19 protein-coding genes and 2 pseudogenes are annotated in these 22,266 nt (G+C 50.7%); 10 read left to right on the plus strand and 11 right to left on the minus strand.

The window, feature by feature from the left end:
* Positions 1–17 precede the first annotated feature (17 nt).
* Genes D1646_RS15800 through hfq form a run of 3 tightly spaced genes read right to left on the minus strand, consistent with a single transcriptional unit; the run spans position 18 to position 720 of the window.
* Positions 18–224 (minus strand): hypothetical protein, encoded by a 207-nt coding sequence (locus D1646_RS15800; RefSeq protein WP_160637395.1) that lies wholly within the window; start codon positions 222–224, stop codon positions 18–20.
* A 14-nt stretch (positions 225–238) separates the two neighbouring features.
* Positions 239–487 (minus strand): helix-turn-helix domain-containing protein, encoded by a 249-nt coding sequence (locus tag D1646_RS15805; RefSeq protein ID WP_160637396.1) that lies wholly within the window; start codon positions 485–487, stop codon positions 239–241.
* The gene (hfq, locus tag D1646_RS15810; RefSeq protein ID WP_160637397.1) at positions 487–720 is read right to left on the minus strand and encodes an RNA chaperone Hfq; all 234 of its coding nucleotides are present in this window, start codon (positions 718–720) and stop codon (positions 487–489) included. Before hfq ends, D1646_RS15805 begins: the two co-directional genes overlap by 1 nt.
* A gap of 177 nt (positions 721–897) precedes the next feature.
* Between hfq and D1646_RS15815 the strand changes: the two genes are divergently transcribed.
* Positions 898–1,104: a KTSC domain-containing protein gene (locus D1646_RS15815; RefSeq protein WP_160637398.1), complete on the plus strand. Its 207-nt coding sequence runs from the start codon at positions 898–900 to the stop codon at positions 1,102–1,104.
* On the opposite strand, the gene D1646_RS15820 is transcribed toward D1646_RS15815, so the two are convergent.
* Both D1646_RS15820 and D1646_RS15825 read right to left on the minus strand, forming a co-directional pair.
* Positions 1,101–1,244, minus strand: coding sequence for a BC1881 family protein (locus D1646_RS15820; protein ID WP_160637399.1), 144 nt, complete (start codon positions 1,242–1,244; stop codon positions 1,101–1,103). The two genes, D1646_RS15815 and D1646_RS15820, sit on opposite strands and share 4 nt — an antisense overlap.
* 581 nt (positions 1,245–1,825) lie before the next feature.
* The gene (locus D1646_RS15825; protein WP_160637400.1) at positions 1,826–2,035 is read right to left on the minus strand and encodes a helix-turn-helix transcriptional regulator; all 210 of its coding nucleotides are present in this window, start codon (positions 2,033–2,035) and stop codon (positions 1,826–1,828) included.
* 145 nt (positions 2,036–2,180) lie between these two features.
* On the opposite strand from D1646_RS15825, the gene D1646_RS15830 reads away from it, so the two are divergent.
* The 4 genes from D1646_RS15830 to D1646_RS15845 all read left to right on the plus strand — a co-directional run bounded on the left by D1646_RS15830 (position 2,181) and on the right by D1646_RS15845 (position 5,470).
* A complete protein-coding gene (locus D1646_RS15830) occupies positions 2,181–2,972 on the plus strand; it encodes an XRE family transcriptional regulator (protein WP_160637401.1) in 792 nt (263 codons plus the stop codon).
* A 90-nt stretch (positions 2,973–3,062) separates the two neighbouring features.
* On the plus strand, positions 3,063–3,533 hold the full coding sequence (locus D1646_RS15835) for a hypothetical protein (protein ID WP_160637402.1): 471 nt from the start codon (positions 3,063–3,065) through the stop codon (positions 3,531–3,533).
* Positions 3,534–3,646: 113 nt separating this feature from the next.
* Positions 3,647–4,219, plus strand: a complete 573-nt coding sequence (locus D1646_RS15840; RefSeq protein WP_160637403.1) for a Uma2 family endonuclease — start codon at positions 3,647–3,649, stop codon at positions 4,217–4,219.
* Between the two features lie 111 nt (positions 4,220–4,330).
* Complete coding sequence (locus tag D1646_RS15845) at positions 4,331–5,470, plus strand: site-specific integrase (protein WP_160637404.1); 1,140 nt, start codon at positions 4,331–4,333, stop codon at positions 5,468–5,470.
* A 381-nt stretch (positions 5,471–5,851) separates the two neighbouring features.
* Here D1646_RS15845 and D1646_RS15850 read toward each other — a convergent pair.
* The 5 genes and pseudogenes from D1646_RS15850 to D1646_RS22760 form a co-directional block, all read right to left on the minus strand.
* A pseudogene (locus D1646_RS15850) lies at positions 5,852–6,229 on the minus strand (site-specific integrase); the annotation flags it as partial.
* A gap of 1,314 nt (positions 6,230–7,543) precedes the next feature.
* On the minus strand, positions 7,544–8,518 hold the full coding sequence (locus D1646_RS15860; RefSeq protein WP_160637407.1) for a site-specific integrase: 975 nt from the start codon (positions 8,516–8,518) through the stop codon (positions 7,544–7,546).
* 315 nt (positions 8,519–8,833) lie between these two features.
* Positions 8,834–9,847, minus strand: coding sequence for an SEL1-like repeat protein (locus tag D1646_RS15865; RefSeq protein ID WP_160637408.1), 1,014 nt, complete (start codon positions 9,845–9,847; stop codon positions 8,834–8,836).
* Positions 9,847–10,263: a hypothetical protein gene (locus D1646_RS15870; protein WP_160637409.1), complete on the minus strand. Its 417-nt coding sequence runs from the start codon at positions 10,261–10,263 to the stop codon at positions 9,847–9,849. Before D1646_RS15870 ends, D1646_RS15865 begins: the two co-directional genes overlap by 1 nt.
* 85 nt (positions 10,264–10,348) lie before the next feature.
* Positions 10,349–10,540, minus strand: a complete 192-nt coding sequence (locus tag D1646_RS22760; RefSeq protein ID WP_201754720.1) for a hypothetical protein — start codon at positions 10,538–10,540, stop codon at positions 10,349–10,351.
* Here D1646_RS22760 and D1646_RS24000 point away from each other — a divergent pair.
* From D1646_RS24000 to D1646_RS15900, 4 genes and pseudogenes are all read left to right on the plus strand, one after another.
* Positions 10,482–11,155: pseudogene (locus tag D1646_RS24000) on the plus strand (AMMECR1 domain-containing protein). The gene D1646_RS22760 and the pseudogene D1646_RS24000 sit on opposite strands and share 59 nt — an antisense overlap.
* A gap of 347 nt (positions 11,156–11,502) precedes the next feature.
* Positions 11,503–11,712, plus strand: a complete 210-nt coding sequence (locus D1646_RS15885; RefSeq protein ID WP_160637410.1) for a hypothetical protein — start codon at positions 11,503–11,505, stop codon at positions 11,710–11,712.
* Between the two features lie 312 nt (positions 11,713–12,024).
* Complete coding sequence (locus D1646_RS15895) at positions 12,025–15,606, plus strand: helicase-related protein (RefSeq protein WP_160637411.1); 3,582 nt, start codon at positions 12,025–12,027, stop codon at positions 15,604–15,606.
* Between the two features lie 3 nt (positions 15,607–15,609).
* Positions 15,610–20,328 carry a hypothetical protein gene (locus D1646_RS15900; RefSeq protein WP_160637412.1) on the plus strand — a complete coding sequence of 1,573 codons (4,719 nt, stop codon included), beginning with the start codon at positions 15,610–15,612 and terminating at the stop codon, positions 20,326–20,328.
* Positions 20,329–20,704: 376 nt separating this feature from the next.
* Here D1646_RS15900 and D1646_RS15905 read toward each other — a convergent pair whose 3' ends face one another.
* A complete protein-coding gene (locus D1646_RS15905; protein WP_160637413.1) occupies positions 20,705–21,463 on the minus strand; it encodes a NifB/NifX family molybdenum-iron cluster-binding protein in 759 nt (252 codons plus the stop codon).
* A gap of 125 nt (positions 21,464–21,588) precedes the next feature.
* Between D1646_RS15905 and D1646_RS15910 the strand changes: the two genes are divergently transcribed.
* A complete protein-coding gene (locus D1646_RS15910) occupies positions 21,589–22,248 on the plus strand; it encodes a Crp/Fnr family transcriptional regulator (protein WP_160637414.1) in 660 nt (219 codons plus the stop codon).
* Positions 22,249–22,266 lie beyond the last annotated feature (18 nt).

Raw genomic sequence — 22,266 nt, forward strand, 5'->3', positions numbered from 1 at the left:
TTTATTTCGCTCATCCTCTAAGCCACGTCCTCCATCTCCTGGATGCTCAGCGTCCCATTGGCCAGCACAGTGGCCTGGACCGTCCTGCCGCCCAGCAAGTGGACCCGAAAGACGCCCTCTGTCTCCTGGACCACCTGGCAGACCTGGCCGGGCCCGAAGCGCCGGAGCAGCTCACGCACCACCTGGCCGCCGGTGACCAGGGAGGTTTTCACTGTTTTGTACATCAGAATATCCTCCTTTACAGATTCACAACCCGCATACCGGGCTTGTACTGGAACCGGGCAATACCAGGGTGGTTCCGGGGCTGAGGCGGCTGGACCAGGCAGCGGTCCAGATACGCCTCTACGTCCTCCTGTTTGAAGCGGAGACGGCTGCCCACCTTGTAGGAACGCAGACCGTTCGGCTTGCTGCACAGACGGTACACCGTGCTGCGGTCGATGCCCAGGAAGGCGCCCACCTCCTCCACCGTCATCAGCGCGGCGGGCATTACGACTCCCCCTTCCAGCTGGTCAGGCCCACCGGCCTCTCCGGCACGATGGTGGAGATGGCGTGCTTGTAGGTCAGCTGCTGGCCGTCCTTGCCCAGGAGGACCACCGTGAAGCGGTCGAAGCCGACGATCCGCCCCTTCGCATGGTAGCCGTTGGTGGTAATCAGCGTCACCGCCTGCTGCTCCTCCTGGAGGCGGCTGAGGATGTGGTCCTGAAGCGTTTTCTTTTTCATATCTTTTTCTCCTTTTTTCTTGTGTGCCGCCGGAGAATGTGGTATCATAGTCCTGCGGCCTTTTGGTGGATACGATTGGTTCGCTTGCCCCGTCAGGTCTGACTCACCTGATGGGGCACTTTTTGTTGTCCTCCTGACCGCCTCGTGGTAAAATGTAGGCGAAAGGAGGTGAACACTATGCAGATGATTCCCGTTAGTTCGTCAAATATTGCCAGTGTTGGCTACGAAAGCGGAACGCTCCATATCCGCTTCCATAGCGGCGGTCTCTATCGCTACTCAAATGTTCCTGCCTCGGTATACCAGGGGCTGATGTCCGCAGCTTCAAAGGGCCGGTATTTCCACGCCAACATCAAGGGCCGATATGGCGACACACGGATCGGCTAATCAATCACCACCAATACAATCGCTGGGCCGTCCGCCTGAACCGTGATAAGGGCGGATGGCCCAATGATGTGGGCCTCGACGCCTTCCCGCTGCTTGAGCTCTTCAACAAGCTCTTTGGTCGATACCTCTTTGAGGTTCATCCTTTCACCTCCTTCCCGCCGCCCCACTGGGCGGTTTTTTATGCGTTGTCCTGCTGACTGGGCGAACATGGTCTTTACTTTTATCCATATTTTCTGTATAATAGTAACGATTAGAGCAACTAGCACTTGCTCAATACATACAGGAAAGAGGTCATAGCGTTGCAAGAAAAGAAAACTCGGGAGGAATTTCGGGCATTCAACTGTCGGCGGTATAAAGAGGGCACCAGCATCCACCACATATACGAAGTTTCAGCAGATGGCACAGAACGTCTTATATATGCGTCCTGCTCTCTTCAAGACAGCGGCTATAAATGTCACGGTATGGAGAGTCCCGGCAGGCCTTGTCCGCTCGTCTTAAGTTTTCAAGAAAAGTACGCGATTGAGTCAGAAAGAAACTCGTCCGTGTAATTCGTGGGCGCACAATAGCAAAAGTCTAAAAAGCGACACTCCCTACAGGATTGCTTAGCATAAACTTTTGCGCAGTGTTGCTTTAGCTTTTGGAGAAATTCCTTTGCCGTTATGTCCCGCTCCGCCACAATTGGCAGGGCGGGTTTGTTGTCTCTGTCCATGCTCTCACCCCCTCACGCCAAATCTTCGGCGGCGTTGTAGAAGTAGTCGTAGGGGAGGCCGATGGCGTTACAAAGTCTGCCATATTCCTCTGCTGTAATTTTCTGCTTTCCGGTTGCAATGGAATTGATTTTTTGCTTGCTCCATCCGCACTTTTCCGCTACAAAAGACTGCTTTATTCCGTGACTGACGAGGTATTCACGAATAGCCATTTCGATGCCCAATATAACACCCCCTATCGTTTCGGTAGCGATTTTCTTGACCTCAAGCAGATGGTATCACAATATTTCGCTACTGTCAATATCTAATCACGAATTTCTTGACTTTTATTTTTTGGTGTGCTATCATCGTCATAAAGGTGGTGGTTTTATGGAGGAACTGACCGAGATTTCTTTGCGCGAAAGGATACGCTTAAACCTTGTATTCGCTATGGAGAGAGCAAATATAAATCAAGTAAATCTGGCGGATAAATTAGGGATAAGCAAGGGAACTGTAAATAATTGGGTTAGAGGAAACAATTCTCCAGATGTTGACATGGTTCCTAAAATCTGCAAAGTTCTCAAAATTACCATAAAGGATTTTTATAGTGATAGCATAGCAACAAGTTATGGTGCTCAGGATGCAAACAGCATAAAAAACGCCCCTCCCTATTCGGAAGAGGCGTTGAAGCTAGCGGGGGACTATGACGGCTTGGACGGACACGGCAAAAGGATTATCCGATTAGTGGCGGATGAAGAGTTAGCCCGGTGTACGCAACCGGCCCAGGTGGAGAAGCCAGAGCCTGAGGCAGTCTACTTTATCGTCCCTATGTTTCTGGCCGCTATGAGTGCCGGCACTGGCCAGCCAGCAGGAAGTGACGAGCCGGAAGAGTTGGAACTGAGCAAGCGCCCCCCGCGAGGCACATCCTATGTGGCCCACATCAGTGGTGACAGCATGGAACCCACCTATCACGACGGAGACAAGCTATTTATCAGATCCTGTAAGGAAATCGAGATCGGCCAGATCGGCATCTTCCTCATGGACGGACAGCAGTGGGTGAAGGAGCGGGGGGACGGTGTGCTGATCTCCCATAATCAGAAGTACGATCCAATCCCCATGCGAGAGGATATCAAGTGCCAAGGGCTGGTGCTGGGCGTGTGCGACGCAAGCTATTTTGAGTGACCCTGTCGCCCCCGCAAAAGGGGGGGCGTGGATTGAAAGAAATAAGTGATTTCCTGCTGAAAGCAGAAAAATAGTAAGGAGAAAACAGTTATGAAACACAGGATCATATCCTTCGCTTTAGCGGGGGTCATGTGCCTATCTATGGCAGCGTGCAAAGGTGAAGAAAAATCGTCGCCATCCAACAGCATTCCATCTGACAGTTCAGCATCTTCCAGTCAAGCGCAGAGTTCCTCCATTGCACCAGAAAGCAAAGGCGGTGAAACACCCTTTGAGCGTTTTGCAGCTGAACTGGACGACGCAAATTACAGTTATGAGTCCGTTGTAATGGCGGCGGAACTGGTTGGCGCTAAAATCGGAATGAAATATAAATTCGATTTTGGAAAAGTTGAGCTATACCAATTTGAAGATGGTTCAGAGGCCCTGTCAAAAGCTATCAATGATAATGGATTAACAATGGAAGGATTCGGAGTTTTTCCTTGTCAATTTAATGGAAACTTAGCCTTATTAATTGATGTTACGGAAAACGAAGATAATCTTTTATCTATATTTACCGGACTTTAGAAGATCAGTAAAAAACCGCCCCCGGCGTTACCAGCACCAAGAAGCGGCTATGAGGGGTCCTGTCGCCCCCACGGGGGCGTGGATTGAAATGAATGGAGGAAGGAGCATTCTGTATGAACGATAACCTGGCATATCAGGAGGCGCACCGCGAGGAGCTGATTGGCGGCAAGGTGGTGGCGATGTCCCCCAGTCCCAGATGGAACCACATGGCCGTATCCGGCAATATTTTCGGTATCTTCCGCGATTACTTGAAAGGGAAAAAATGCACCCCTATCCAGGACGGCTTTGACCTCTATCTGGATGATGAAAACCAGTTTATCCCCGACTTTATGATCGTCTGCGATCCAGACAAGATCAAACCCAACGGCGTGCATGGTGCTCCCGATCTGGTGGTGGAGGTCCTGTCTCCCGGCACTATGCGGAACGATAAGACCATCAAGAAGGAAATATATGCCCGCTGCGGCGTCCGGGAATACTGGCTTGTCAGCCCAAATGAAAAATCCGTGGAGGTATACCGTCTGGATGGGGACGAGTTCCTTTTTTACGATATTTATGCAGTCCATGCAGATTGGGAGCTTGCGCAGATGTCTGAGGAGGAGCGGGCGGCGGTCGTGACCCATTTCAAGTGCAGTCTATTTGACGATCTGGACATTTCCCTGGAGGATATCTTTTACCGCACATTTTGAAAAAATGCAAAACCGCCCCCGGTGTTGGAGCACCAAGAGGCGGCTATGAGGGTGATAGGTTTTGCAGGCCCGATCACCCTCTTATCATAACAAAAGATAGGAGGAAAATCAATGGCAAAACGGCCGGAATTTTACTTTGACCCCAAGACGGGTTACTACCGAAAACGCCTGAAGCTCCAAGATGGTACGTGGAAAGACGTTCGGGCCAGGAGCAAGGAGGAGCTACGGAAGAAGCTCTACGATTTGGAGACTGCTCAACGGATGGGGATCATCCTGGATGACAAGACCACTGTAGCTGAGCTGGCAGCCCAATGGTTTAACAACAGACAGAGCAAGTGGTCCTACTCCCGAAAGTCGGACTATGTGAACGCCATCAACGTCCATATCTGCCCCTATATCGGCGGAATGCTGGTGAAGGAGGTCAAGCCGGAGCACTGCCAGATGGTGCTCTCCAAAATGGCCCACCTGTCCAACTCCATGCAGACCAAGACAGTGACCACGCTGAAGCAAATTTTTGAATGCGCAGAGGAAAATGGATTGATATTCCGGTCTCCCTGTGCTAAGCTGAAAGCGGCAGGGGAGAGGAGCAAGGAGAAGACTCCTCTCACACCGGAGCAGTGTAAGGCGCTGCTGGAGGCCACAAAAGGCACCAGGGCCTATCTCTTCATCATGCTGGGGCTCTATGCTGGCCTGCGCCGGGAGGAGATATGCGGCCTGCGCTGGATCGATGTGGACCTGGGAGCCAAGCCGCCTCACCTCACAGTAAACAATGCGGTGCGCTTTGAGGGAACCAAGGGAGTGTTCCCATCGCCGCTGAAGACCAAGGCGGCTCACCGGACTATCCCCCTCCCTGCAATCCTGGCGGCGGCTCTGGCAGAGGAGAAAAAACAAACTAAGAGTGTCTTCGTTGTTTCTGCTGCTGACGGCGGGAACGCTACTCCCCAAACCGTGAAGAATTTAATGAAAATTGTAGACCGCCGGCAAATGTCTAAAGTGCTTCCTCTTGATAAAGCAGTTGGAGAGCCGCATCCAAACGGGAAAGATGTCAAGCGAATTTTGGACTTCCGAATTACTCCGCATCAGCTTCGTCATACTTACATAACTACCTTGTGCCAGTCGGGTATGGATATTAAAAAAATTCAGTATCTGGCCGGACACAGTGATATTAAGATGACCTTGAATGTGTATAGCCACGTTGTAAACAATCGCCCAGATGAGCTGATTGAAGCGGTCGAAAGAGCTTTCGTGTGAAAAGTGCTGTCGCTCCCACTCACCGAAGCGTGGATTGAAACGGGGCAATTTTGGGGGCAAAATAGGGGTGGGTTATTTGTTATCTCCTTGTGCCACAACGGAATACGGCTCTTTCGTCTTTTGCTTGACGTGCGGGAGGTCACAGGTTCAAGTCCTGTATCGTCCACCACAAAAACCGCTCTTTTCGAGAGAAAAGAGCGGTTTTTCTTAACTTTTTCGCACGTTTTGCGGTGTGCCCAGGAACGTATTTTTGCGCTGACCACAGTTTTAGCCACAGACAGAGAAAAATTCACCCTCCGGGAAACCCTTGTCCCGGAGGGCGTTGGACTGTTTTAATCCGGCCTTGGCTTGAGTGCGCAGGTCAGCAATTTCCTTCTTCATCTACGCAACCATCTGTGCCAGTTTCTCCTCGCACTCCGCCTTGGTCGGGGCGTAGATATTCCGGGCCATACGTTTTCTGTTGACCGTTGGGGAGTACCGCCCCTCCCATAGATGGTCACTGATCTGTGTGACGCAGCCCGTCCCCGGTTTGCGGTACTTTCCTTTGACGGCCTGGAAGGTGGTCCGGGCGGGCTTTTTCGGAGCCGCCGGTTCCGGCTGGGGTTCCAACTTCGCAATGGCCCGGTCGATTTTTGCCGCCGCCGACTGCTGCATTTCGTCGGTGACATGGGCGTAGACATTCAGTGTCGTGGCGCTGGAGACGTGGCCGATAATGGCGGACAGGGCCTTGATGTCCATCCCGTGTTCCAGGGCGCGGGTGGCGAATGTGTGCCCTTATGGCATAATAAGGACAAATCGGAAACCCCTTGCGGTGCAACGGGTTGGATGGTTTGTCCTAATTCTTTTTCCACTGATTTCCCCGCAAAAAGTAGGCATAACGAGGGTTGCCAAAAAGTGAGGTGTACCATTAAGGACAAAGAGAATGCGTACTATCCGGCTGGGGCGTTAGCGCCCCGGCCGCGTACTTTTACCAGCAGGGAACAGACCGGTGGGCTATATCCTTCGGGTCGATCTCAAAACCCACACAGACAGACCGGCACGGGCCAGTTTTGGCACCTCATAAGCCAGTCCAGGTTGCCCCCCCCCTTCGGAGCGTCAGCGAGAAGGGCGCACGAATACCCTCCTGCCGGAGTGTATTCGTGCGCCCTGCGGGGCTGCTGCCCGGATTGCTGACGGCTCATCGCTCCAGGCAGCTTGCGTCGCTCCGCTCTGTCCAAAGGGGACGCCCCTTGCGCCGTTCTGCGGCTATCCCCCCTAACGCGGTCACATCACTCTCTCCCTGCTGGTCATGCGAAGCATGGAGCCACGCCGATAGGCGTGTTCGACTGGAGGCAAAGCGGTCAGTCCGGGGTTTGGGGGAGTCCCAACAAGCGCATGGGGGTATCGAAAGCGATATCCCCATGCCCTGCTTGCCAGCGTCTTTTTATTTATCAGGGAGCAGATGCTAATTTGTTGACGTTTTTTCCATTTGTGTGGTAAAATAACATCATTCCTTACAGACAAGGGGTGAACGATCGTGCTATTAGAGTATATAGACAGAACCAATAGCGTGACAGATGATGAACTGTTGTCAGACCTTTGTAAGGCATCAAAAGAAACAGGCAAACAGTCTCTTACAATTGCGGAGTATGAAGAACATGGACATTATGATCCGACTACAATTATGCGACATTTTGGAACGTGGAATAACGCCTTGCGTATAGCAGGATTGCAAATTTCTAACAGACAATATACAAAGCAAGAATTGTTTGACAATTTGGCTGAATTATGGATTAAAATGGGTCATCAGCCATCGAGGCGCGACTTATCTTTTTTTCAATCTCCCATCTCTTACAAAGCTTATGAACGTAGATTTGGTAAATGGTCGGTAGCTTTAAAATCATTTGTCGACTACTACAACTCTCAAGAGAGCTTAGAATTTAACCAGATTGAAGTAAAGCCTGATGCGACTCATAAGACCAGCAGAGACATCAACTTACGTATGCGCTTCAAAGTAATGTCGAGAGATAATTTTAAATGTTGTGCCTGTGGCGCATCCCCTGCGAAGGATCCATCAGTGGAGTTACACGTTGATCATATTAAGCTTTGGTCAAAAGGCGGAGAAACTGTGATTGAAAATTTGCAGACACTTTGCTCAAAATGTAATTGGGGAAAGAGCAACTTATTGGACATATAAGCTGCCAGGAAAAATGAATAAAAGCTTTTTGTTTTGGGCTTGACATTTAGGTGACGCAAATCATGAAATCGAATGTTGGGCAGTCCAGCCTCTGCCAGAATTTTCTTTAGCTGCCGATAAGCGCCCTCCGAATGAGTGGGTTTCTCCGGTTTTAGGAGGTCAGGGAAGATCCACTCCGTCAGCGCGGTTCCTTTCCGCTTCCGCAGAAGCTGGACCGTGCTGTGGGGCAGCAGGATCGTCCGCTTCCCGGCGTAGGTTTTGGTGTCCCCCGCCTCCAGCGTACCGCCCTTTTTGGAGTGAATAGTGCGGCATATTTTCAGCGTTCCGGCCTCACTGTCGAAGTCCTTCCATTTGAGGCCGCACAGCTCCCCCCGCCGCAGACCAGTGGTCAACTCCGTGTAGAAGAAGTCGTGCCAGAGTTCGTCCTTCTCTATGGCGGCCATCAAAGTATCCAGTTGGTCGTTGTTGAGGATACCCTTGGGCTTGCCCGACAGCTTGGGCGGCGTTGCCTTGTCGGCAGGATTGGAGGGCAGCAGTCCTTCCTCCGCCGCGGTTTTCAGAGCGTGGTGGAGGATGGTGTGGTTGCTGATGTCCCGGCGGTAGACCTCCAGGGTTTGGCTGCGGATGGTTCCCACCATGCGCTGATCCAGCCACTCCGAGAGGGTCATCTTGCTCTGCTCCGTCAACTCCACTCCTTGGTAGGCCTGGATGTTCTGTCGCAGCTTGGCAGTCAGTTCCTCCTGAGTGTCGGCGTAGATGTAGCGGAAGATGGGAGTTCCATTTTCCTTGTGTCCTACCACGATGCGGCCCTCCCAGCGTCCGTCGTCACGCTTACGCACCATGCCGTCGCCGGACGGCCTGCGTTTTGCCATTTTGAACCGCCTCCTTTGTCAGCAACACACAATACCCTAACCACCGTCAAATAGCTATCCTGAACAGGAACTGTTATCAGAAATTTATCATTTGGGAGGACACCTCACTCTTTGGAGACGGTAGTGCAATCGACAACCGCCTTTGTAAAATATTTGGGCCCTCCACTTTTGTGGAAGGCCCGTTGTTATCTGCTCAATTTACGCTACATTTTCAGTTGACCATCCTCCTGCGTTACCTTCTGTGTATGGTACGTCTCAGGGTAGCGGGTCCAGGCCTCCAGGCGGTAAGCCTTGTTCTCGCCGTAGCAATCCAGATTATCGACGTTGCTGTAAGGACTTTCCGCATCCGGCCACTGGATAGTCTCGCCGGCGTTGCCGTCCGTGAAGCAGCTTGCCCAGCGCGTATTGCGAGAAATTATTCCCAGCCTCAGCGGAGCGACGGAACCACAACTCCGCTTTCTCGTCGTCCGGATAGACGCCCAGACCGTCCCGCCAGCACTTACCCAGTTGGTGAGCCACCACTGTGAAACCAGCATCCCAGAGCTGCTCCAGCATCTGGACAGCATCCTCCTGTTCAGTCCACGAAGCATCGTCATCGTCGAGAACATACTTGGCTTCCCGATATGCGTTCACCACTTGCCAGTGAGAGTGGATGTTTAGGACTTCTTCCTTCTCATCCAATTTATCGACCGTCTGTTCATCCTCGAAGGTGACTTCACCCAACTGGATACGCTTCGCCTCCCGGATGACCATGTTCTTGATCGACTTAAGCTCCTTCTGCTGAGACAGGGGAAGCCGTTCCCTGGGCTTGTCCTTGTAGTAGTTCTCCAGTTCATCCCACAGATTGTTCCAGACCTCATAGCACTCAGCCACCACTGGGAGCTGTGCCAGCTCATCCACGATAGCGTCTACCTGAGCCTTAGCCGGTTTCTTCAGGTAGCCGTACACTTTCTTACCTTTGGTATCCCTGAGCATCTCTGCCAGAGTGACTAGCTTATCCTCAATGGCAGGACAGTCACAGATACCGGACTCCATCTCACGAATCAGCTGGCTCATCGTTTCCCGCGCCGCGTCCTCACGCTTGAGTGAGTAGATGAACGTCCAGACGGCAGCTGGATGGCTGCTCACCTCCCGCATCGTCTTTTCCAGATCGGTGTTCTGCGCATTGGAGAACAGGCCATGAGACCGAGGGCGTTCTGCGATGTACTCCATGTGCTGTCCGCTTCTGCTCAACAGCTCCACACCGTCTCGGGTGGCGATGTACTCCGCGTAGTTCCCGGCACCGCTGCCCGGCTTGATGTAGCCACTCTTTTGAATCAGTCCGCGCATCAGTCCAGCCTCTTCTGGAATTTGAACGCATCCTCAAAATCAATCTGACCGTTTGTCTCCTTGACGTCCTTGATGCACTGGACTCGCACTTTTTTAAGCGTGTCCAGATCCACGTCGATGCTGACGGCAGTGACATGAGCCATGACCGCGTTATCCACCGACAGCTTGAACAGCAGCTTTCCCACGCGGTCACCCAGCGCGCCCAGCGCACCCAGCTTTCCCTCCAGCACCACGGCGAGGACACGGGGCAGGTAGCTGTCGGCCTGCTCGGCGTCCAGGTAGCCGGAGTAGAACCGGATGGCCTTCTCGATGTACTCGTTCTGCATGGAGCAGTTGTCCGTGCGGTAGTGATCTTTCACTTGGTTCCATGCACCATCTGTCAACCAGATGGTATGGCGTTCCTTGTTTACGTTCATTGCGTAAAACCTCCTTTACTCTGTAATAGCGTCATCGAAAACCTTGTAACAGCGGTATTCTTCAGTGATTTTTTGAATATCAGCGTCAATCGGGAATTTGGACCGACAGAAAAGCGTCAGCTCCCACCTCCGAAACCGCCCGCACTGTGGGCGGTTGTGACTGCACCAGCGTAATAAACTCCGCCTGCTCCCGTGACCCCCGGTTCCCGCCGGTGACGGTGTCGGAGTTGGACAGCCTGGAGTACAGCGTGGACGTGCTGGATCGGCCGGAGCCCATCTCCTTCCTGCTGAGTTGGACGTAAAAAAGTACGGTGTGATCGTATCCTGCGGAGGCCGTCGAGGACTGCTGCTGCCCGACCTGGCGGGCGTGGACACGGTGGAGCAGCAAATCGACATTGCCCAGCAGAAGGGCGGCATCAGTATCGACCTGAAGGGCTTTACTCCAGAGTGGTACCAGCGATTGGGTGGCGATTTGGAAACGGTGAAGCGATCTATCTCCCTGGCGGCGGAGCAGTGTCATGTGGAGGTGACCACACTCCTGGTTCCCGGCGAAAACGACAGCGAGGAGGAGATCAAGAGCCTGGCCCAGTGGCTGGCGTCGGTGGATCGTAACATCCCACTGCACCTCAACCGCTTTTTCCCGCAGTATCAGATGATGGACAGCTGCCCACATCAGTGTATCGGCTGGCCGATGTTGCGAGGGAGTACCAATCCTTTGTCTATACAGGGAATTGTTGATGCAGAAATGTTTGGGGCTTGCCTCTTATTTGCGGATTGTAAAGCAGCGCAAACTCAAAAATTTCCAAGGGACAAAGGCTGCGTTCGGAGCCCGTTTGAGGTCAGCGTAAAAAATACCCAGCGTGGTTTGTGCAATTTATCTGTTCATATGTAAGCTCCGAATCAAACGGGCAGTTGCATTTACACGAAAAAATTTTTGTGATGAAATAAGTTTATTCTTATTGTGCCGGTAAGCGGGCAGCAAAACGACAGGAGGAAAAATTATGCAAGGTATGTTTGAAGGCGGTTTCCAGGGGGAAAAGCGGCATCAGCTCGGCAATCAAACACAGCGAGACATGGGCCATCCCTCCCTGCTGTCCAAGGAGGCGGGCAGGTACAACGGGCGGCGAAACGCGGACAAGCTGACCCCCGGCGAGGTTCTGCCTCCGTGTGTGGAGACCGAGTCCCGCCTCCTTGAAAAAAATAGACAAAGATATCCTCTCGTACCTAGACTGGGCGGAGGTGGCGCCGAAGAACCCCGCCTACGCCTGCCACAACGGGGCGATCTACCGCCGGGAGGACGCGGCGCTGCAGAACGTAAGCGGCGTGTTCGAGATTCCCGAGGGGGTCAAAAAAGTGGGCGAGAACGCCTTCGGGGGGCTGGAAGCTGGAGACGCTGGACCTGCCCAAGGGACTGACTACCATCGGGCAGGATGCCTGTTCCGCTTGTGAGCAGCTGCGCGAGGTCCGCCTGCCCTCCACACCGAAGGAAATTGGGCGCTATACGTTCCATGCCCCGGCGGGCAGCTATGCGGAGCGGTACGCCAGGGAGAACGACATCAAATTTCAGCCGCTGTGAAGGTCCCGGCATCATCAAGGCAAGGTGCTTGCGGATGGTCTGGCCAACGTCGCTTCCTCCGCTTTGCGGCAATTTTGCCGGAGGTGGCGGGAGATGCTGTTTTCGCGTTTTATGAGAGCCAGGTATTGATATTATTTTGCAAATAGAATATAATATTGTCGAAATAGGCAGTAGGGAGATAGAGTATGGATCGTACAACTATTGTCAGCGATATCAATGCTTTGTTACATATCACAGCCGGCTATCTTGCGAATTGGCTGGACGAGATTTTACCCAGAGTGACGGATTCCTGGTGGGAGGATTGTGTTCTGTCCAGTCTCAGTTATTCGCAGCGGGGGGTTGCTGAAAATAGAAATTTCTCCAAGCTATCAGATTTCGACTTGGCAGCCCTGCTTCGCATTGCAAATAAATCCTGGTATGATATGCGTACTGTTGCGTATTTACCAACGAGCGAACGGGAGTGCGTCCGCGATATGATAAGCGTCCGCAACAACTGGGCGCATTGCAGCGCGGAGCTCCCCGATAAGGATACGATATTGCGCGATTTGAACATCATCCTCAAATTTGCGCAGCAGGTCAACTGCGAGCATGCGGTATACTCAAAGATCAGCGAATTGACTGCCTTTATCGAAAAGCCAGGCAGCATTGCCGTTCCGCCGCAAAGAGCGGAGGATTTATCAAAACCCACAGCGGCTTGCCCCGCCGCGAGCAGCGCCATCACGCAGAACTCCATGGTCTGTCTTGTCAGCGATCCCCGGAAGCGCGGCTTTGTTGTTGGCATTGCCGAACTTGGCGGAACAACAAAGTACAGTGTTTTTATTGATAACGCAATTCACACCTACTATACCGGACAGATCGCTCCCGTTGCAGAAACGGCGGATTATCAATGGATTGATGTAAACCGGTTCCGCAACTTGATGACCGCTTATCAGATCAACAATCCGTCGGGACAAAATTTGTACTCCTTAAATTCTGCCCGCATTGACTTTGTTCCCTATCAATTCAGGCCCGCGCTCAAAATCATTCATGCCGATGAGCCAAGAATTTTGATTGCAGACAGCGTAGGCGTCGGAAAAACGATTGAGGCCGGACTGATTATTAAAGAATTAGCCGCCCGGCAGGAGTTGGAGAAAATCCTGATTATCTGCCCTCGCCCCCTCGTGGCTGAACGCAAGTGGGAATTGGAAATGAAACGCTTTGATGAGGACTTTATTCCGCTGGACGGGGCAACCCTGCGGCAGGCAATCTCGGATACAGATCGTGACGGTGAATGGCCGCAGCGGTATCATAAAGCGATTATTCCGTACTCCATCTTGGATGGCCGCGCATACAGCGGTGAAAGCTCCAATAGAGCGAAACAATTTGGCCTGTCAGACCTTGAACCAGCTCCACATTTTGATCTCGTGATCGTTGATGAGGCACATCACATTCGAAACGGCAGTATGGACAAGGAAAAGGCGTTTGCCTATAAATGCACAAAATTTTTCTGCGATCATGCCGACGCGGTTGTTATGCTAACGGCGACCCCGCTTCAGACCGGCGATGATGATCTATTCACGCTGCTTAATATATTGCGCCCGGATATTGTCATAGACCAGAGAACATTCCATATGATGTCCAAGCCCAACGAATCCATTTCAAAGTGCGTTCGCACAATCCGAAGTGCGGACGGAAACTGGCAAACCCGGGCGGCGCAAGCGCTGCTTCAGGTCAGAAAAACGCAGTGGGGGGACAGCGTTATTGCAGGCAACCCGCTGTATGACGACATCCTGACGCGGCTTGAGCGAGAGGACATATCACGTGAGGATCGTGTTCGCTTAATTTCAGATGTCGAGTCATTGCACAGCTTCAGCACCATGATTAACCGAACCCGCAGACGTGATATTCAAGATTTTTGCGTCAGACGCAGCATGACGATTGAAACGGAATTTACGCCTGAGCAGAGGCAGCTTCATGATGAATTGCTGCGGTTTGAGGCCAGCTCACTGGCGGCGATGCATGGCGCAAGGGCTGTTCCATTCATGATTAGTACGATTCGGCGGCAGGCGGCGAGTTGTATTTTTGGACTTGCTCCCCATATTCGCGATATGATTGAACATCGCTTTCAGAGCATGAACGATGATCCGGAACTTGATTTTAAAGATTACGACTTGGATTCCAATAGTTCCGAGATGCTGGTTCGCTTGGCAAAGAATGTGCTTGCGCTGGCAGAATCCCTGCCGGATCGCGATCCGAAGATTGAAAAAGTGTACGAGATCATTCAGCAGAAGCAAGCGGACGGCAACAACAAAATCATGCTGTTCAGCACATTCCGGCACACGTTGGCCTATCTCAAAAAGAAACTGCAATCCAAAGGGCAGCGCGTTGAGCAGGTGGATGGAAGCGTGAAGGATGAACAGCGCTACGAGCTGAAGCGCCGCTTTGAGCTGGAAAGAGAAAATCCGGACGCGATTGATATTCTTCTGTTTACAGAGGTCGGCTCAGAAGGTCTTGACTATCAATTCTGCGACACCATGATCAACTACGACCTGCCCTGGAATCCAATGCGCATCGAGCAGCGTATCGGTCGAATTGATCGCAGAGGCCAAAGAAGCGAAGCCGTAAACATCTATAATGTCATTACCAAAGGAACGGTAGATGCTGATATTTATGAACGCTGTTTAATGCGTATCGGTGTTTTCGAGAACAGCATTGGCGAGTGTGAAGAAATCCTTGGCGGCATCGCTGCACAAATCGAAAGGATTGTCCTTGACTCCAGGCTTTCCGACAGTGAGCGCAAGATAAAACTTGAACAGATGGCCGACAACGAGGTTCGTAAAATCATGGAAATGAACCGCTTGGAAGATGAAGAAAAAGAACTGTTTGGGTTTGACCTTTCCGAATTTACAACCACACAGGAGATTCGCAGAGCGGAAAATCCGTGGCTGACACAGCAAACGATTCAGCTGCTTGTTACGAACTATCTCAACGAGAGAATCGGCCCCGGAATGTATATTCTGGGCGACAGCGCAAATAAAACCTTGCGCCTATCCGCTGCCGCAAGGGCCGCCATTCTGGAAGACCTGCGGAATCTGCAAGGAGTTAGAAGTGCGGTAAGACGGACATGGGAAAACTATTTAAGCGGCAAAAAGGCGACAATTTCCATTACATTTGACGCTGAATCCGCATCCAAACATCGAGACAGTCTGTTCATCACCGCGCTGCATCCGTTCGCAAGACAGGCGGCTAAGTACTTTACGGCGGAAAATACTTCATATCTGAAGATTAAGCATCGGTCCGATACGCTTCCTGCCGGCGTCTATCCCTTTTCCATCTATGCGTGGAGATATACCGGCTCCAATCCTTATTCCCGCCTTGTGACCATATGCGAGAACGCCACGATTTCCCATGAGCTGCCCGACATCCTTGAGAGCAGCCCCACGGAACTGACAGGCCAAGTGGAGCACGACCCGTCTTGGGACGCCCTGGAATTGCTCCATGCGCAGGAGTGGAAGGCCGCAAAGGAGAAGTACCGTTCGGATGCGGCGAACACAGCCATGTTTCGGCTCGAAAGTCTTGAAAATACGCATCGAAACAGAGTCAGAGCGTTGGAGCAGCAAATCAGCGATTCTTTTGATGACCAGATAAAGCGAATGAAAATGGGCGAATTGGAGACAGTTCAAGCTGATTTTGACAAAAGAGCAGCAAGCATTCAAGCGGATCAAACACGTTCAGATATTCATACTGCCCTCTTGGCGAACGGTATCATTGTTGTAGAGGAGATGTAATATATGGCCCTACTGGATCGGCTTTTTCAGAAATTCGGAGCTATGCAGCGGGCGGATATCACATTACAGCAATTAGAGGAATTGCGGGACGGGTTAAAGTCGGTGGAAGCGGTGGAAATAGCTTCGCTGACGAATGCGCAGAATTTCTTGTCGTTGCTGAGGAAATTCCGTGAAGGCGTTGCGGAAGCGGACAAGCTCCACGGTGATAACTATCCTCAGCTGCTCAATTCTTTGCTGTCGGTCGGGGAGGATGGCCTGTACTCGAATAACCTCCGCTTCATCTTTGAGTTAATTCAAAATGTAGATGACTGTGAATTTGCCAATACTGAGGACCATTCTCTGGACATTCATTTTGACTTTAACCACGACAAGATCGTGCTTCGTTACAACGAGGAGGGTTTTACTCCATTCAACGTATTTGCCATTACCGGCATCGCCGAGGCTGCGAAGAATGTATCCGCCGGAAAAAATGAGATCGGTGAAAAGGGCATTGGCTTTAAGTCTGTTTTTGGCGTTACGGATACCGTTTTGATTCGCAGCGGCTGGTTCTCCTTTAAATTACAGAAAGAAAACTTTACCATACCGATTGCAAGCTACCAAACGCACGAGTATTGTCCTGGAACGGAGATGACATTGTTTGTTCCGGGAGGGAAAGCCAGCAGTATTTATAGTGAAATAAAGGAGCAATATTGCAATAAGGATGCTTTATTTAGCAGAAATCCCCTTCTCTTTCTCAATAAGCTGACTTCCCTCCGGATGTACTATGATGAATTCCGAACAATGGAATTCCGAGTCAGCAGGCCGGGCAACCCCGCCTCGTCAAAATTCTATAAGGATGAAGACGTACATATTTCGGTCGATCTCCATGATTATGAACTGGGCTTAGAGAGAAATGTCGTAGAAGAAATTTGCTGCACCCGTTATACATCTTCTGTCGTCTTTGGTGAAGCCGCCTGCAAATCACGATACGGCGCGAAAACAAAGGTGGGCAGCAACGGCGGCAAACCAATGACCTTACGGGTTGTATTTCCTTACCCGGAGTATTTGGACACGGTTGGAAATGGAGCGCTATATTCTTTCCTGCCAACCCAGCTTCGTTTCAATGTACCTGTGGTCTGCCATGTTCCATTTAAGCTGGACGCATCCAGAGAATTCGTTGATCCTCAGGAGAATAATATTTGGTTCCGGGACGCCGTCCGATACTTATCTGAACTGTTGGACTATGCGTATCAGGATTGGGCGAGAATCATTAAGAATGACATTGTAGCATATTTGCCAAGCGTGAACCGAAGCCTGTTTGCAGATAACAACGGAAAAGAAAAGTGTCTTAGTTCCCAGGAATCGTTCAAAGGAAGGCACTTTTCCAAACTGCCGATTTTCTTTACCAGCAGCGGACACTTTGTTGACATGGATAAAGTATTCTGCTTTGACAGCGCGGAGGAAATCTACGAGCCCGAGGAGGCATATTTTTTACTGCCTCTTTCAAAAGAACTTTTTACGTTTCCGAAACAGAAATCATTTGCCAACATTGGAATTCAGTGCGAGCGGAATATTTATCAGCGGTTGTTTTCTATCGCGCTCAAAGTTCCGGCAAAGACAGGGCGGATCTTGCAATATCTGAATGCGGCTGAGTTTCATCCTGTGGAGTCCGATATCCCGTCAGAGACATTTGACTTGACGCAGGAGCAGGTTGGCCTTTTCATGCGGTATGAGGACATTGCAAAGATTTTTGGCGAATATGCAAAAAAATCTCTGCAAGCGGGAAGACGGCCCGTGTATCGGATCCTGTCCGCGATGCAAACGCCGATTCAAGACGCCTTGTATCAGGATTTTAAGCTAAGCGAAACTCCAAAAGCCGTTGAGAGATATTTGAGATGGTGTCAAGAAAAATGTGTGCTGATCGATATCGGGGAAGATCAGTATTTTCCGTGTTATAACGCACTTGTGCTGTCTGTAAGGAACCCGTTGGCCTCCTTCTCCGCATTTTGCTATGCGGTGGATAGTAAAGATACTTTTTCCATCAGAATGAAGCACAAGGAAATCTCCGATCGCTTGAATCGGCTCTCGGAGTCCGACGAAGGCAGTGCCGAAGATTACCTTCGTGAATTGCGGAATAACCGCCAGCTTGGCAGAGATGCCATCGGAAAACAGCAATATCAAAATTATATTGACCTGATATTGCGGTCAGGCATCAGCCCTGTGCGCTTTCTTCAAGAACTGCTCCAAAATGCGGATGATTGTGAATATGGAGAGGGCGTCGTTCCGGAGTTTTCCTTACACCAGAACCAATCGAAGATCGTCACAGAGTATAATGAGGTTGGTTTTACCCGGGGAAATATTCGGTCGATCACCGCGATTGGTGAATCTACAAAAGCCCATCTCATGAATCAGGATGCCGCCAAAATTGGCGAAAAGGGCGTAGGCTTCAAAACAATTTTTTCGATCGCCTCTGAGGTGCGGATTCATAGCGGGATGTATCATTTTTCTTTGCTTGCAAAAGCGCCCACGCTCCCGGAAAGTTTAAAGGATCAGCATGATAATACGCTCGGAACACGGATGGAGATTGTTTTGAAACAGGGGATCCGGTTGTCCAACTACAGCGAAAAGGATATGCTGGAGTTCTGCCTGTGTCTCAGAAAACTCCGTAAAATCAGGATCAACAATACTTTCATCACAATTGAGGATTCCGGCAATATCCGGACGGTTACCATTAACAAACGGCAGCACACATTCAGGCGTTTCATTCATCATTTTTCGATGAGTGATGAAGCCTTAAGGGAAAGAGAAAATGGGTTGCGCAGTATTTCCAGCGGCCAAAGCATTGTCTGCTATATCCCGGATAAGGGCGCGGCGAAGGACTATCCTCTGTATTGCGGTCTGCCTACAAGGCACAGGATCAAGATTCCGCTTGTGGTTGACGCCCCGTTTATGCTGACCACCTCAAGAGAAGAAATCGAGTTTGGAAGCCGCCTATGGAATGATCGTGTCAGAGCAGAGGTATACGCATCATTGCTTTCCATCATGAATGAAACAAAGCGCAATGACCGGCATAGGGTTTTGCGCTTGGTCAGATTTGTTCCTCGCCGCCAGGGGACACAAACGGTATATACGAATGATTTTTCTGACTGTGAGTATCTGAACCAATACGACTTCTTATCGGCGGTCAGGGCAGCAAACCTGCTGCCGACCTTTGAAAGAAGCGTATTCGTTTCGGTCAAGAGCAGCGCTGCGTACCGTTTCCCCGAAGCAGCGAATTATTTGTTTGAGGCTGGTTGCTTTGGCGCAATCCCCGCCGCGACAGTATTGGATATTCCAAAAGACGAATCCTTCGATTCCACTCTGAATGCAATGGGCTGCGTAGAGGCGCCATTCGCGCAGGTGATCCCTCTGTTGAAGAAATATGCAGGCAGCTATATTGAAAATGATATTTTCCGGGAAAGTTTTTATGCCTATTTGCAAAAAGTTCCGGAAGAATATCTGCTGTCCTTGAAAGAAGCTCCCATCATTCCGGTATTCAGCATACAGGGGGATCAGACGCAATACATTCCATGGAAAGACGATGTGATCTTTGTCAAGAAAAACTGCACAAAGTCAGAGCATAATTACTATGTTTTGAATGAGCGGATCCTGCCTAAATCGACCTGTGAGAAGATATTTGGCGTAAACATCAATGAGATGAACGCCGAATGGGAACGCAGCCGCTATAATGACGGGCTGCGAGATATCATCCGCGGAAGCGATACTGCTGAAATCTATAAATACTTAATGGAAGAATTTTCCAAGGGGTCTTTTGTACGATATCGATCACAAGAGATCTTGATGGGTATGAGAGAATTTATTCCCCTCAGGAACCAGCTTGGAAATATTATCGATACAGGAGTATTTATCTGCAACCAACCGATGGGATATTTCCAGTCCAGCATTGTGCTGTCGATCACCGTGCATGACGAGTGCAGGCAATTGGCGGAATACTTAAAATATCCTCTATTGTCGAAGATTCATTATCAGGATATATTGTATGTTGAGAATTTGACAGAAGATGATATTGAAGACTTTACCGATGATTACTTTGAAAACGGCGAAGAAATTCTTAGAAATTTTCACCGCAACGGTCAACTGTCCGATGACCTGATTGATGAATACGGCCTTGAATACATTACAATGCAATCCGGCCAAGATGACGATGATCTCGAATTCCCAGAGAATCCGGTGTCAAACATGGAAAGGCTGAGAAAGCACATTCAGACACTGCTGAATAATCCAATCAAAATCGTGGCACGAAAAGTCGAGCTCACAGTCCATAAGGCGAGAGACTCATCGGGCATGGAGTTTGGACTTGATGACAGAACTGTTCGCGAACAGACGCTGAAAAAATACACCCCTGACGGTGTCCATGGGCGCTGCTTTTGTCAAATGTGCCGCAAGGTAAAGCCTTACGAGTTGATGGAAGTAAACAATATCATTGCCGCCCCTCGATACTTTTTCCCTCAAACAAGAGTTGCGTTGTGTCTTGAATGCAGCAAAAAGTTTGAAGCAATACGATTTGTCAATGCGCCCAAAAAAGGTAAACGCGGTCGTGAAAATCCCTTTGTTGCGGCTCTCAAGGCGGCGAGGATTGTCGGCGGCTGCGTTGATGTAGCAATCGGGAAGGAAAGTATCCGCTTTACTGCTACGCACCTTGCGGAAATTCAAGAAATCTTGCGCTCTATGCCTGATAAATAATCTTTTATCATGATAAGCAGGCAAATGGAAACCAAATTTCTAATTTAGTAAAGGTATTGGGATATGATAACTTAAATATGGATAACTAATACGTCCCGTGAAAGGCGTTCCCACAGACAAAGTAGGCAGCGATCTGAAAGATATGCTCAACAAATGCAAGCGCATACAGCCGGAGTATTTGCCTATTGTCGAAGTGGTGGACTATCAGGACAAGAAATTCATTGTAACCCGGGCGCCCACCCTTCTGTACAATAATTTTCATTCACCCTCGGTTTCTGTCCCCAAATGGGACCAATGACAACAATTTGTTTAGATTAGGTGGGGCTGTTCACTTTGCGATACGAGGGCCTGTTTTAAGTCTCACCATGATAGAGTATTAACTGCCGCAAGTATGTGTCCCGCAGGTGTGTTCCGCTCCATGGTGGTCGTGGTGGTCACAGCGCACATCGGCATCAAAGTCCAGCTCGTCTTTGAGCAGTGCCTGCACCGCACGGTCCGCCTCGCCGGATACGCCGCCGTACAGCTGGATGCCTGCCGCCGCCAGGGCCGCCTGAGCACCGCCGCCAATCCCGCCGCAAATCAAAGCGTCCGCTTTCAGCGCCGTGAGCACGCCGGCCAAAGCACCGTGTCCGCTTCCGTTGGTGCCGACCACCTGGGATGACACGACCCTACCATCCTGCACATCATAAATCTTAAACTGCTCTGTACGGCCAAAGTGCTGGAAAATTTGACCGTTTTCATGGGTTACTGCAATTCTCATAACAGCATCTCCTTTTTGTTTTTCATATTGCTGGTGGTATTGCCGCTTAAAGCAGTCCGTACATCCACAACCAGCGCTTTTCCCATCGCAGAGCCGGAACTCGCCGCCTTCAATGTGGAGCGGAGCCCCTTCCACCAGTGCCTCCGCCAGCTTTTTTCGGGCACTGTCATAAATTTTCTGCACCGTTGTCCGGGCTACCTGCATCCATTCCCCACACGCTTCCTGGGAAAAACCCTCCCTATCAATCAACCGGATCGTTTCATACTCATCCACGGTTAAAAGAATCGGGGACCGCTGCGCCTCCGCGTGGGCAGGCAGAAACTCCAAAACCCTGGGGTAATGACAGACCTTTCTGCATTTTACAGGCCTTGGCATAGAAACTCCCCCCCATTAATATACATAAAATTATAGAGGAATTAAGGGCATATGTCAAGAATAAAATTGACATATGCCCTTAATTGCTTTATACTGAGTACAGCCTTTTGTAAGGAGCGCGCACAATGGAGTTTTCAAAATGCTTTCCCGTATGGGACAATATGACGCCTCAACAGCAGCAAGCGATTTCTGCCGGCCTAGTCAGCCGAAGCGTAAAAAAAGGGACCCTGCTCCACAATGGCGGCACGGACTGTACCGGCCTGCTGCTGATCAAAACCGGCCAGCTTCGGGCCTTCATCCTCTCCAGGGAGGGACGGGAGGTCACCCTCTACCGGCTGTTCGACCGGGATATCTGTCTGTTTTCCGCCTCCTGCATTATGCGCTCCATCCAGTTTGATGTGACCATCTCGGCGGAAAAAGATACGCAGCTGTGGATCATTCCTTCAGATATCTATCAGCAGGTCATGGAGCAGTCCGCCTGTGTGGCGAACTACACCAATGAGATCATGGCCTCCCGGTTTTCCGAGGTCATGTGGCTGATGGAGCAAGTTATGTGGAACAGCATGGACAAACGGGTTGCCGCGTTTCTGCTGGAGGAAGCCTCCATTGAGGACACAGACCGCCTGCACATAACCCATGAGATCATTGCCAACCACTTGGGAACCCACCGGGAGGTAATAACCCGGATGCTCCGCTACCTCCAGAGCGAGGGAATGGTCAGGCTGGCCCGGGGCACGGTAGAACTTGCGGACCGGGCGAAGCTGGAGACCCTCAGCCAAGTATAAAAATCAGCGCCGTCCGCT

The sequence above is a fragment of the Pseudoflavonifractor sp. 60 genome (assembly GCF_009911645.1).
GTDB lineage: Bacteria > Bacillota > Clostridia > Oscillospirales > Oscillospiraceae > Lawsonibacter.